The following is a 12,796-nucleotide window of genomic DNA, read 5'->3' as shown; positions in this document are numbered from 1 at the left end:
CAATCGGTCAGACCGCCGTGAACTCCACAGGCAGGGCACGCAGTCCGCGCATGATGAGTCCGCCACGCCATCTCAAGTCCGCCGGTTCCACTGCGAGTTGCAGGTCGGGGAGTCGGGTGAGGAGCGTGGTCAGCGCGGTCCGTCCCTCCAGCCGGGCCAGCGGTGCACCCAGGCAGTAGTGGATTCCATGGCCGTAACCGAGGTGTTGGTTGTCACTGCGAGTGAGGTCGAGCACATTCGGCTCGGTGAACCGCTCCGGGTCCCGGTCGGCGGCCGCGAGGACGACGAGAACGGGGTCCCCGGGGGCGATGTCCTGTCCGCCGATGGTCAGCGGCCTGGTCGCGAACCGCCAGGTCGCCAGCTCCACCGGCCCGTCGTAGCGCAGGAGTTCCTCGATGCCGGTCTCCATCAGCCCGGACTCGCCGGCGGCCAGGGACGACTGGAGCCGGTCACGCTGAACGGGATGGGTCAGCAGGGCGTACATACCGTTGCCGATGAGGTTGACCGTGGTCTCGAAACCCGCGAACAGCAGGATGAACGCCATCGCGGCGGCCTCGTTCTCGGTGAGGTGCTCGCCGTGGTCGGAGGCGCGGATGAGACCGGAGATGAGGTCCTCGCCGGGTGCGGCCGTCTCGGGCAGCGCCTCCCGCTTGCGGTGGATGAGCTCGGCGAGATAGCCGCGCATCTTCTTCACCGACCGCGCGACCCCGCCCCGCGGCCCTCCGCCGTGCCGGATCATCATGCCCGCCCAGTCCCGGAAGTCGTCCTGGTCCTCACGGGGTACGCCGAGCAGGTCGCAGATGGCGTAGATGGGCAGCGGGAAGGCGAACTCGTGGATGAGGTCGGCGGAGCCCCGGGCGGCGAAGCCGTCGATCAGCCGGTCGGTCAGCTCCTGCACGCGCGGCGCGAACTCCGCGACGCGGCGCGGGGTGAACGCCGTGCTGACCAGCCGGCGGAGCCTGGTGTGGTCCGGCGGGTCGATGTTGAGCAGATGGGTCATCAGCTCGGCCTTGCGCTCACCGGGGATGCCGGTCTTGCCCTTGGCGTGCGCGGGCTCGTCGTGGTGCGCGGGGTTCTTGCTCAGCCGCGGGTCGGCGAGGGCCTGCCGGGCGTCGGCGTACCGGGTGACCAGCCAGGCCTCGACCCCGCTGGGCAGCCGGGTGCGGTGCACGGGGGCGTGCTCGCGCAGCCAGGCGTAGGCCGGGTACGGGTCGGCGGCGAACTCCCAGGTGAAAAGGTCGGGGGCGGGGCTGTCGGGCGCTGGCTGGTTGGTCACGTCTTGACGTTAGCCGGGTTCCCGGCGGGGGCCTTTCCCGGCACGGAGTACGCCGGTCCGGCGGATGTCTATCCGAGGCCCGAGAAGTCAAAGCTCTGCTCGCCGGGGTCCGGCTTCCGCGACGCGTCCGATGCGGGTCCCGACGGTGGAGCCGGTCGGGCCGCCTGGGGGTCCCCCATCCGCATCCTCAGCCAGTCCGCCGCCTTCCCGTCCCCGCGGTCCGCCGCCATCTGCAGCCAGTACCCGGCCAGCCACAGATGGGCCTCGCCGAGCAGGCGTGCCTCGCGCGCCCCGGGCTCGTGCTCGACCGCCGCCTGCAGATACGGCAGGGCCTCCTCGGCACAGCCTTGCTTGAGGAGCTCTTCCCCGACCCGTGCCGCCAGGTCCGTGCGCCCGGCGTCGGCCGCCTTGCGGAACCACTCCAGCGCGGTGCCCTCGTCCTCGACGTCCTCACCCAGCACGCCCATGAGGTGCATGGCCTCGGCGTCACCCGCTTCGGCTCTGGGCGCGAAGACGGCGTGGGCGGTTCTGCGGACGTTGTGGTGCACGTCGGCGTCGCGGCGCGTCCCCTCCAGCGCGCGACGCCAGAGGTCCGTCCGCACCGGCACCGACGTCCGCCGCGCGTGCGCGACCAGCGATCCGTACGGCCGCCACGCCACCGCCTCGCCCGCTGCGTCGCCCGGCCCGTGGACGGGGACCAGCAGCCCGGCCACTCCGTGCCGCGGTGCGGCCGCCCAGGCCATCGCCTCCTCGAAGGACTCCCGGTCCGGCTGCGCGCCGCCGTCCCGCAAGGCCTCCTCGCGCAACAGGCGGAACGGAATGCCCCCGGTGACTCCGCAGCGGGCCAGGTCGACGGCCGCCGCGACCAACCGGAATCCGTACGGATGGCGGCTGCTGGTCCGTCCGGCGCTGTGCCAGAGGTCGTGCAGCTCGGGGCCGAGCGCCAGGAACTGGGTGACGCCCTCGTCGGACCACTCCGACGCGTCGGCGAGCCGGTCGTCGCCGCGGTACTCGGCCAGCCGGGCGAGTTCGTCCGCGCTCCACCGTGAGCCCACGCGCGCCACCCTGGCCCGGCCCAGCAGCCGGGACGCCGGTCCGTCGCCGAAGCGGTGTTCCTCGTAGACCTCGTCGCGCATGGTGGCCACGACGGGGACGCGCAGCGCGGAGAGCCGGCCCAGCAACCCCAGGTTCAGACCGTGTTCGCCGAGGTGGTCCTCCAACTGGTCGAGCCACAGGACATGGGTGCCGTCGCGGCCGTGCAGTACTTCCGGAAGACCGCGCAGATCCGTGCCGGGAGCGGGCGCGAAGACCCGGCCGGAGGGCCCGGCGGCCCGGCCCCCGGCGGACCAGGCCGTCCGTGACTTGCCGGACAGCGGGCCGCCGGTGACGACCAGGAGGTCGTCCTGCTCGAACCAGCCGTGCAGCGTGGCGTCGATGTCCCGCTCCACATACGCCGGGAGCCGCGCGAGGTCCGCGCCGTCCGGTCGTCGCGTCGGGCGCACGCCCAGGGTGACCGGGTCGATCTCGTCCCGCACCGGCCAGCGGCCGGGATCGGGGAGCGCGGCGCCGAGCTGATTGACGTAGGTGTGCTGGGTCCCCACGACGGGGCCGTGGAAGGAGCCCTGCCGGAAGTCGACGTGGTCACCCGCGACCCCCGGCCGGTCGACCGGCCCTCCGGGCTTCTCCGCGGGAGGCGGGGAGGGCGTGTCACGCTTGAGGATGCCGTCGGCGACGGCGGTCGTGAGGGCCCTGGGCTGGACGGAGCGTCGGCGCTCCACGGGTTCCGCGAACCTGGCGATCAGGGTCGCGAGCCTGCCCGCCGGGTCCAGGGCGGGCGAATTCGCCAGCGCATCGAGAAAAGCGTCCCTCCACTGCGTAAGGGAGTACGACGGCCTGCTCGCCGGACCCCGCAGCAGATCGGCTTCCCGGGCCCACCCCGCCCACTCGAACCACGTCGCGAACGCCTCGCGCACCAGCGCCGCCTCGCTCCACCGCTGCAACCCGGCGACCAGCGTCCCTGCCCCCCTGGCCGCCAGGTCCTCCAACTCCCGTTCCACCGCTGCCCCCTGGCCCCTCGACCGTCCCTGGGCAAACCGTACTGACCCGGAGGGCCGTCATCGCACGGCTCGGCCGAAGGTCAGTCCTCGGCGGCCCGGATCGCGTCCCGGTACGCCCGCGCCGCCGCTCTCAGCGCCGCCTCCGGGTCGACGCCCCCCGACTCGGCCCGTACCGCCAGGGCCAGCAGTTCGTAGCCGATGCCCTCGCCCTGCGGGAGCGGGACGTCCAGGCCGGCCGTGCGGGCACGGGAGGCCAGCTTGGCGGCGAGGGCCAGACCGGGCTGGTGCACGGGGATGCCCTCGGTGACGGAGGTGCGCCGCTTCTCCTCGGCCTTGGTCCGCAGCCAGTGCTCCTTGACCTCCTCGGGAGTGGTGGCGGTCTCGTCGCCGAAGACGTGCGGGTGGCGGTGGACGAGCTTGGTGACGATGCCCGCGGCCACGTCGTCGACGGAGAAGGGGGCCTGGGGGTCCTCCTCGGCGATACGGGCGTGGAAGACGACCTGGAGGAGGACGTCGCCCAGCTCCTCGCGCAGCTCGTCCCGGTCGCCGTCCTCGATCGCCTCGACGAGCTCGTACGCCTCCTCGATGCCGTACTTGGCCAGGCCCTGGTGGGTCTGCCGGGACGACCACGGGCAGGCGACGCGGATGCGGTCCATGACCTGGACGAGGTCGAGGAGACGGGCGCCGGGGAGGTCGTAGGAGGCGGGGAGCAGCTCCAGTTCCGGCATCGCGACGCGGCCGGAACCGGCCAGCCGGGCGAGGCCGTCGGTCAGCGCCGGTTCGCCCTCGGCGGTGGCCACGACCACCACCGTGTGGCCGCCCGCGCAGAGGTCGACCAGGTCCTCCGCGGCCGGGGAGGCCTCGTCGACGGTTATCCCCGCCTCGCGCAGATACGGCAGCTGCGGGTGGGCCGCGTCCGCGCACAGCACGCGGTCGGCCGTGCGCAGCGCCTGCCAGGCGGGCCAGGACAGCAGGCCCGGGGCGACCCGGTGGCTGGTGGTGAGCAGGACGACGCGGCCGGTGGCGGCCGCCGCTTCGGGGCTGGCTGTGTTCACCCCTCGAACGTAACGCACGCCACGGACAGTCCCGGGAGTCGTCCCCCGGGCCCGGTGGCACCGCCGCGAGCGGTACCGCCGCGCCCGGCCGCGGGACGCCCTGCACCCGTCCCACGGCCCACCCGGTCTGCCGCGTACCCGTCAGGCCGGCTGCTGCGACCCCGCGGCCGCGACCTCCCGTACCCACGGGGTCTTCGCGTCGACGCGGCTGACCTTCTGGGCGTCCCAGCCGCCGTAGCGCGGATTGAGGTCGACGTGGAGTTCACCGGACGCCGTGGAGAGGGCCTTCCAGAAGGCCGGCTGGTTGGTGTCGGTGCCGAGGTGGGCGGCGAGCTTCTGCGCCTGGAGCTGGAGGCGGAGGTTGTCGTCCAGGCGCTGCGGCGGGACGGAGTACTGCTGGAGCCAGGCCGTCTCCAGTCCCGCGGCGCCGCCCGCCTGCTGCTCCAGGCTCGCGCGCATCCGCTGGATCTCGTTGCGGGTGACGGTGACGCCCGCGTCCTGGGCGGCCCGCTGGAGGACCCGGTCCAGGACCATGCCGTGCAGGGTGTCGCGGGTAAGGCTGCCGGTGCCGGCGACGACGCGCGCGTACTGCGCGTCGTCCGACACCGCCGCGCGCTGTGCGTCGCGCACCTCCTGCACCCTGCTCTCCAGCTGTGACACGGTGATCCGCTGGTCGCCGACGACGGCCGCGGCACCGGGATGCGCGTCGTTTCCGCAGGCGGCGAGGAGCGGGGCCGCGGCGACGAGCGCGGCGGAGAGGACGAGCGCGGTGCGACGGCGGCGGTGCAAGGGAACCTCCCGAGGAGATTGTGCGACGGTGCACAAGGTCTTGCGGTGATCGATGTTAGGCAGTGGGCAGGCTCTGGCCAACCCATTCGACCAACGATTCACCGGGACTTCGGGCACCGCCGCCGCCCGGCGGTCACTCAGCCGGTGATGGCCACCGGGCCGTCCCAGGCGTCCCGGTCCACGGTGATCGTGACGCCGCCGATGGTCTCCTTGCTGTTGACCATGTACTGGTGGCCCCGGCTGTGGTCCGTCCACTGGGTCTTGGCGAACGGCCAGTCGCTGGTCGTGGTGTTCGTCTTGTCCCACAGGGCGTACCACATGTTGCCCGGCAGGTCCGTCTTGTCGGTGGCGTTCGCGATCGCCTTCGCGCTGGAGCTGGTGAAGCCGTAGTAGCCGGAGCGGTACGTCTTGGCGCGCAGGGCCTTGTCGAAGGCGCGTACGTACGTCAGGACGGCGTCGTTGCACGCCTTGTTCGTGATGTCGTACGACTCCATGTCGAGGTAGACCGGGCTGCCGGCCTTCATCCCGAGGGCGGAGGCCTTGGCGACCGCGTCGGCGGCGTCGCTCGCGCCGAGCGAGGCGGCGGTGGCGGCACTGATCTTCTCGGGGCTGGACCCGGTCTGGCAGGGCGGCTGGGCGCCCACGTAGAGCGGGATGAGCTTCCAGCCGAGGGTGCTGACCGACTTCACCCAGGACGCGGTGAGGTTGGCCTGGGCGCAGCCGCGGTTCTTGCCTCCGATGTACACGGCGGCGGCACCGTAGAAGCCGGTGTGCCAGGCCTTCATCGCGGACAGGGAGGGCGCGGCGCAGGTGTCGAAGGCGCGGCCGGTGAAGGTCTTCTGCGCGGGCCAGGTGGTGGCGGCCATCGAGGTCTGCGCGGCGATGCCGGCCCCGGCGACGACGGCGACGCCCGCCACCCCCCAGGTGACGTACCTGCGCTTGCGGGACTGCCGATGGCTGGACATGTGTGACCCCACCCCTGGTTGTGCCGGCGGTGCCGGCGAGTTGTGCGACGACCGCGCACGCGGCGCGGTGCGAAAGCGCGTGTAGCGTGAAACGGATCGCAACCTAGCCGGTGCGCATCCCTGTTCGGGAATGTACGCCCCTAGGAACTCACAATATTCCTTCAGGGCACAGCAAAATCTGTCCGGCCCATCCGGCCCATCCGGCCCATCCGGCCCGCCCGACCCGGCCGTTTCTATCCGTGCATCTGCCCCAACCACTGCAACGTCCGCCGGATCTCGGCCGCCAGCGGATGTCCGGGGCCGCGCTGCCGCTCCACGTCGTGCAGCAGTCTGGCCAGGGTGTCGTGGGCGGCGGCGCGGTCGCCGAGGGCCAGCAGCAGGTGCCCGATGCGGCGGCGGACGTCGAAGGCCGACTCCGGGTCGCCGGCGACGTACTGGTTCTCGTAGTACGGCAGCAGGGCGCGGTACTCGGCGAGCGCCGCCGCCGGTTCGCCCAGTTGCTCCAGGCACTGCGCGGACTCGTGGCGGTAGCGCAGCGACTGGGGGTCGGCGTGACCGGCCTCGGCGGCGCGTTCGTCCGCGAGGCGGCGCAGTTCGGGCAGTGCGCGCCGGTACTGGCCGTCGTCCATGAGCGTGGCCGCGTACTGCTTGCGCAGGGTGCGCACGACCGGGGAGTGCTCGCCGTGCTGCTGGGCGGCGGCGGGCAGGATCGAGCCGAGGATGTCGACGGCCTGGGTGATGCGGCCCTCGCCCAGCAGCCGCTTGACCTCGTCGACGGCACCGGCGACGTCGGGCTTCTCGGTGACCGGCGCGACGGGGGCGGGCTGCGGCGCGGGGGTGCGGGCCCGGTCCGGCCAGGGCGCGTGCGGGCGCAGGAACGGGCGCGTGGGGTCGAGCGGCGCCCCGGTGGGCGTCCCGCGCGCGGGCAGCAGCAGCGCCAGGTGCTCGTACACCTCCTGCGCGGAGGCGGGACGGTGCTGCGGGTCCTTCGCGAGCAGGCGCAGGACCAGGCTCTCCAGCGCCTCCGGCACCTCCGGGCGCAGCCTGCGTACCGGCAGCGGCGGCTCGTACAGGTGCCGGTGCAGCACCCCGAGGGCCGTCGAGCCCGCGAACGGGACCTGGCCGCTGAGCAGTTCGTGCATCAGCACACCGAGTGCGTACAGGTCGGTGTACGGGCCGACCGCGCCGCCCATCGCCTGCTCGGGCGCCATGTACGCGGGCGAGCCGATGGGCGAACCGGTGTGCGTGAGGCGGGTGGTGTCGGTGTCCATGACGGAGGCGACACCGAGGTCCAGGACGGTGACCGTGCCGTCCTGCTTCACCATCACGTTCCGCGGCTTGAGGTCGCGGTGGATGATCGGCACCGCGTGGACGGCGCTCAGCACCGCGCACAGCTGCGCGGCGACCGCGACCGTCCACTGCCACGGGTACGGGTCGTGCTCGGCGAGGTGGTCGGAGAGGTCGGCCCCGTCGACGTACTGCATGACGAGGAACAGCTCCTCGCCCTCGCTGCCCGCGTCGTGCACGGTGACCAGGCCGGGGTGGTCCACCTGGGCGGTCACCCGGCACTCGCGCACGAAGCGGCGGCGCAGTTCGTCCGCCTCCTGGCCCGCGACCTTGTCGGGGCGCAGCAGCTTCACCGCGACCCGCCGGTCCAGCCGCCGGTCGTAGGCCGTCCAGACCTGGCCCATGCCGCCCTGTCCGATGAGCGTGGCCAGTTCGTACCGGTCGGCGACGAGGCGGCCCGTCGTCGCGGTCACCGGCCGCCCTCGGGCCGGCCGTCCCGGGGATCCTCGTGCTTGCGCAGATAGTCGCTGAGTTCGTCGAGCTCCGCGCGCACCTGGTCGATACGGGCGGGTGCGGGCCGCTGCGGCGGCGGGGTCTGCGACAGGGGCGGCTGCGGCACGGGCGTCTGGGGCATGGACGGCTGCGGCACGGGCGGCTGCGGCACGGGCGGCTGCGGTATGTACGCCTGGGCCACGGGGGGCCCGGGCGGGACGGGGGTGCTCGTGTACGGCGAGACGGTCGGCGCCGGATGCGGGTAGCCGTACGGCACCTGGACGGTCTGCGCGTGCGGCGGCGCGTAGCCGCCGAAGCGGCGCGTGGCCTGGCTCGTCCGGATGTCGGTCACCAGGTAGTAGGCGGCGCTGCCGGCGCCGAGGATCAGCACCGCGGCCAGCGCGACATCGCTCCTGGTGTCGGTCTCCGGCACACTGCCGACGACCGCCAGGGCCGCGATGGACAGCGGCAGGGACACCCAGGCCGCCGTCCAGTCGAACCACCGCCCGCGCAGGATCGCCACCCGGAACAGCGGGACGCAGGCGAGCAGACCGCAGGACAGGATCCCGGCGGCCGCGAACAGCACGCGCAGGACGATGACGGTACCCGTGCTGCGGGTGGGCGGCGGCGCCGCGCCGTGGCCGTACATGACTGCTCCCGGGCCTGGTTCGATATCGGAGTTCGAGCGTATAGGCCCGCGGGGACAACAGGTCCCGGGATGTGCCGAACCGTTGTCATGCTGATCACTTCGCACGACGTCGCAGGTGGCCCGTACGACGCCACAAGTGGCACGCACGACGTCACGGGCGCCCCCCGGGAGCTCAGCCCGGGGCCACCGTGCCGTCCGTCAGCCCGTCGTACATGCCGCGTACGAGTTCGTCCCCCAGCCGGCCCGCGTACCTCAGCGCCCGCTCGAACTCGTCGAGCGCGCGGAACCTCGCGCCGTAGCGCCGCTGTTCGTCCAGCGGGAGCCGGGGCAGGTGCAGCCGGCGCACGTCGAGCCGGGTGGCGGTGGACGCGTAGCTGCTGGCCTGGCGGTTGTTGGCGGTGCCGCGCAGGAACCCGGCGAGGAACCACGGATCGAGCGCCGTGGGATCGGGGCGCAGCAGCACGAGGTTGCGCCCCAGCGCCGCGCCCGCCGTCCCGGCGTCGATCACCCGGGCCACCGAGCCGCCGCCGAGCACGGGCACGACCACGTCGCCGGCCTCCGTCAGGACGGCTTCCTCCTCGCTCTCGGGCAGCGTCCCCGAGGGGCCGGTCCCGGCGAGCACGTCGTGGTCGGTGAGGACGGGCAGGCGTGCGGGGCCGCCGGTGCCGCCCGTGCGCAGCACCAGGGCGCCCCCGCGGGCGAGTTCGCCGACGGTGGTGAGCGGCCAGCGGGCGGGCGGTGCGGTCACGGCGGGCGGCGGGGTGAGACCGGTGGTCAGTCGCAGGGTCTCGCCGAGCCGCTCGCGCACGGCCGTGAGCTGCTCACCGCCGTCGGCCGCCGTCGGGGGCGGGAGGTGGCGGGCGGGGGCGAGGTCGACGTCGTCGTCGAGGAGTTCGATGACGGGCACGGAACGCGCAAGACCGGGCCGTTCCGGGAGGGTGCCGTCCCGGTCGTGGGCCCGCCAGGCGTCGAGCACGGCGTCCTTGACGGCCTGCCAGTCGGGGCCGCCGCGCCCCTCGCCGGCGAACTGCCCTGCGTCGGCGAGCAGCACCTCGGGCTGACCGGGCGCCTTCTCGGGCCGGCGCAGCACCCACAGGTGCAGCGCGATGTTGTACGGAGGGGCCGCGCCGACCGGCAGGGCGACGACGGCCCGCAGCGCGCCCCGGCGCAGCAGGTCGGCGCGGATGCGGCGGCCCGAGCGGCGGGAGGCGGCGGCGGGCGGCATGAGCAGTACGGCGGTGCCGCCGTCCCGCAGCCGGGCGAGCGCGTGCTGCACCCACGCCAGCTCGGACTCGGCGCGGGCCGGGAAGCCGTACTCCCAGCGGGCGTCGTAGGCGAGTTCGTCGTGGCCCCAGTTGCGTTCGTTGAACGGGGGGTGGCACAGGACCGTGTCGGCGCGCAGGTGCGGCCAGGCGTCGGCGCGCAGGGTGTCGCCGACGGCCGCGCGCACGGTGGCCCGGCCGTGCAGGGCGAGCCGGAGCGCGGTGAGCGCGGCGAGTTCGGGTGCGCCGTCCTGGCCGTAGAGCTCCTGGCCGGGGCGGGGGTCGAGGGCGCGCAGCAGGGCGCCGGTGCCGCAGGCCGGGTCCAGGACGACGCGGGCGGGGCCCGCGAGGTCGGCCATGAGGCGGGCCAGCTCGGTGGGGGTGAGCGTGTACTGGCGCGGGTTGGCGTCCAGGTGCCGCCCGAACAGGAACTCGAAGGTCTGGCGGGCGCCCAGGTCGGCGGCGAGCTCGGCCACACCGCGCAGGAGCGGGACGGAGGGGAGGAGCTGAGGGCTGGTCGGGATGTGGACCGCGGGGGTGGTGGGGGCTGTGGGGGTTGCGGAGGTGATGGGGGTGTGGACCGGAGGGGTGACGGGGGTGTGCGGGGCGGACCAGTCCCCCGATACCGGTTCCGGAGTGTTCACAGCGGCCGGTCGGTTCACAGTCGCCGAATTCGCCACGTCCGCGCGAGCGTGAACACCACGCCCGCCGCGCCCGCTCCCGGCGGGAGGACCGAAACGCGGGGTGATCACCTGCTCCAGCGCGGTCGGCAGCAGCGCGGCGAGGCGCTCGTCGGAGCCCGCGCCCACCTCCAGCCAGACCGTCGGCCGGTCGTGGATGAGCAGCAGCACGCAGCCGGCGTGGGCGAGCGCGGCGACGGGGCCCTCGGGGTGTCCGGCCAGCTGCTGCCAGACCCGTTCCCGCAGCGGCACTTCGGCGAGTTTTCCCTGGTGACGCAGCCAGGCCTCGACGTCCGCCAGCGCGAACGACGGGCTGGTCTCCGTGCCGCCGACGGGCTTGGGGAAGTCGGCGTGCCGACGGCGCCAGTTGCTCACGGCCGCGCGGCCGACGCCGGCGAGCCGTGCGATCCCGGCGGCGGTCACCTCAGTCGCGTTGTCCTGCACCCGCGTCGCTCCCCTCGTCCCGCTCGCTCCTGCGTGGCGTCGAGCATACCGACGTAGGCAAGATCTACCCATTCACGGCGTGTACATAAGAGCTTTTGTTAACCGTGTTGACTCGGTTCACAAGCTCTGGTCTTATTGACCCAGCGAACGAGCGGCCCCATCGAGGCGGTCGCCACGTCAGGGGGAGGGGACAGCCATGGGCATGAAGGGCAAGGTCGCGCTGGGCGCCGTGGTGGGGATCGTCGTCATCGGTGCCGTCTCGGCGAACGCCGACGGCAACGGCGCCGACGGCGCGGGCAACACCGCCGACAAGGGCTCTTCGACGTCCGCGGCTCCGCAGGCCGGTGCCGAGAAGGACAGCGGCGGCAAGGCCGAGGCGTCCGGGAAGAAGAAGGCCGCGTTCGAGGGGGACGGCGAGTTCCGGGTCGGCTCGGACATCAAGCCCGGCACCTACCGCACCACCGGCAACGACGACGGCATGTGTTACTGGGAGCGCGCCAAGAACGCGTCGGGCGAGATGGACTCGATCCTGGCCAACGACAACGTCACCGGCACCAGTTACGTCACCGTCAAGGCCACCGACAAGCTCTTCAAGTCCACCGGCTGCGAGGACTGGGAGGCCGTCGCCGACGGCGGGGCCAAGAGATCCTCCGCCACCGGCATGGACGGCGACGGCGGCATGTTCGCGGTCGGCCCGGACATCGCGCCCGGCACCTACCGCTCCACCGGCAACGCCGACGCCTCCTGCTACTGGGAGCGCACCAAGGACGCCGACCACGGCCTCGACTCGATCATCGCGAACAACAACGTCACCGGCTCGGCCGTCGTCACGATCGGCGCCAAGGACGCCTACTTCAAGACGTCCGGCTGCGGGGACTGGAAGAAGACCGGCTGACCGGGCCGGTCACGTCCGGGGCGCGGCACCACCGTCCGGCGCCCGCCCCGCCGTCCCCCACCGCGCCACCTCCCCTCCCCCCACCTCACCCCCGCCATCACCACCACCCCCATCACCATCTTCTTCATCTTCTTCATCGAGGAATCGTCATGCGTCGTACCGCACTTGCCGCCCTCTGTCTCGCCACCGCGGCCGCCGCGGGCCTCACCGGCTGTCTGTCCGGCGAGGACAAGGCGGACGACAAGACGGGCACGTCCCACACCTCCGCCTCCGCCAAGCCGAAGGAGCCGTTCGCCGGTCTGACCGGCGGGGAGATCGCCGACCGGGCCATGAAGGCCACCACCGGCGCCTCCTCGCTCCGGATGAAGGGCGACATCGCCGACGACGAGAGCGACGGCACGATCCGGATCGACATGGCCCTGAACCGGCAGGGAGAGTGCGCCGGCACCCTGGGCATGGGCGGCCAGGGCAAGGCCGACCTGATCAAGACCGGCGACATCGTCTACATGAAGTACGACGAGGCGTTCCTGCGCGCCCAGAGCGAGGGCGAGTCGAAGTCGGACACCGACGCGGCCGTGGCGATGCTCGCCGGCAAGTGGACCAAGATGGCCGCGAAGGGCCAGGACGCCAAGGACATCGCGGGCTTCTGCGACCTGGACCAGGTGCTCGGCGGCGCGGAGGACGGGAACTCGGACGCCGCCCGCGGGCAGACGACCACGGTCGACGGCACGCCCGCGATCGTGCTGCACGAGAAGGACGGCAAGGACCGGTACACGCTGTACGTCGCCACCGAGGGCAAGCCGTACCTGCTGCGGATCGACAGCACGACCGGCAAGGAGCCCGGCACGCTCACCTTCGGCGACTACGACAAGCCGGTCCCGGCGCAGAAGCCCGCGGGCAACATCCTGGACCTGGACGCGCTCGGCTGACGGACCGCGGACGCCC

General features: G+C 73.2%; 10 protein-coding genes. 2 read left to right on the top strand and 8 right to left on the bottom strand.

Annotated elements, in window-relative coordinates; genetic code table 11:
• Window positions 1-7: 7 nt before the first annotated feature.
• The 8 genes from ACWC24_RS14985 to ACWC24_RS14950 form a co-directional block, all read right to left on the bottom strand.
• Window positions 8-1,276, bottom strand: a complete 1,269-nt coding sequence (locus ACWC24_RS14985; RefSeq protein WP_450663231.1) for a cytochrome P450 family protein — start codon at window positions 1,274-1,276, stop codon at window positions 8-10.
• A 68-nt stretch (window positions 1,277-1,344) separates the two neighbouring features.
• The gene (locus ACWC24_RS14980) at window positions 1,345-3,333 is read right to left on the bottom strand and encodes a hypothetical protein (RefSeq protein ID WP_450663230.1); all 1,989 of its coding nucleotides are present in this window, start codon (window positions 3,331-3,333) and stop codon (window positions 1,345-1,347) included.
• Between the two features lie 80 nt (window positions 3,334-3,413).
• Complete coding sequence (locus tag ACWC24_RS14975) at window positions 3,414-4,388, bottom strand: nucleoside triphosphate pyrophosphohydrolase (protein WP_450663229.1); 975 nt, start codon at window positions 4,386-4,388, stop codon at window positions 3,414-3,416.
• Between the two features lie 141 nt (window positions 4,389-4,529).
• Window positions 4,530-5,177 (bottom strand): SurA N-terminal domain-containing protein, encoded by a 648-nt coding sequence (locus tag ACWC24_RS14970; protein WP_450663228.1) that lies wholly within the window; start codon window positions 5,175-5,177, stop codon window positions 4,530-4,532.
• A gap of 137 nt (window positions 5,178-5,314) precedes the next feature.
• Window positions 5,315-6,142, bottom strand: a complete 828-nt coding sequence (locus ACWC24_RS14965) for a glycoside hydrolase domain-containing protein (RefSeq protein WP_450663227.1) — start codon at window positions 6,140-6,142, stop codon at window positions 5,315-5,317.
• 233 nt (window positions 6,143-6,375) lie between these two features.
• Window positions 6,376-7,860 (bottom strand): protein kinase domain-containing protein, encoded by a 1,485-nt coding sequence (locus ACWC24_RS14960; RefSeq protein ID WP_450663283.1) that lies wholly within the window; start codon window positions 7,858-7,860, stop codon window positions 6,376-6,378.
• 38 nt (window positions 7,861-7,898) lie between these two features.
• Window positions 7,899-8,570, bottom strand: a complete 672-nt coding sequence (locus ACWC24_RS14955; RefSeq protein ID WP_450663226.1) for a hypothetical protein — start codon at window positions 8,568-8,570, stop codon at window positions 7,899-7,901.
• 172 nt (window positions 8,571-8,742) lie between these two features.
• Window positions 8,743-10,956, bottom strand: a complete 2,214-nt coding sequence (locus ACWC24_RS14950) for an N-6 DNA methylase (protein WP_450663225.1) — start codon at window positions 10,954-10,956, stop codon at window positions 8,743-8,745.
• 196 nt (window positions 10,957-11,152) lie between these two features.
• On the opposite strand from ACWC24_RS14950, the gene ACWC24_RS14945 reads away from it, so the two are divergent.
• Window positions 11,153-11,851: a hypothetical protein gene (locus ACWC24_RS14945; RefSeq protein ID WP_450663224.1), complete on the top strand. Its 699-nt coding sequence runs from the start codon at window positions 11,153-11,155 to the stop codon at window positions 11,849-11,851.
• Between the two features lie 149 nt (window positions 11,852-12,000).
• Window positions 12,001-12,780, top strand: coding sequence for a hypothetical protein (locus ACWC24_RS14940; protein WP_450663223.1), 780 nt, complete (start codon window positions 12,001-12,003; stop codon window positions 12,778-12,780).
• Window positions 12,781-12,796: the final 16 nt, after the last annotated feature.

The organism is Streptomyces sp. NPDC001443, assembly GCF_053597355.1.
The sequence above is the reverse complement of the archived record's forward strand: the minus strand, read 5'-3'. Positions and strand labels throughout refer to the sequence as shown.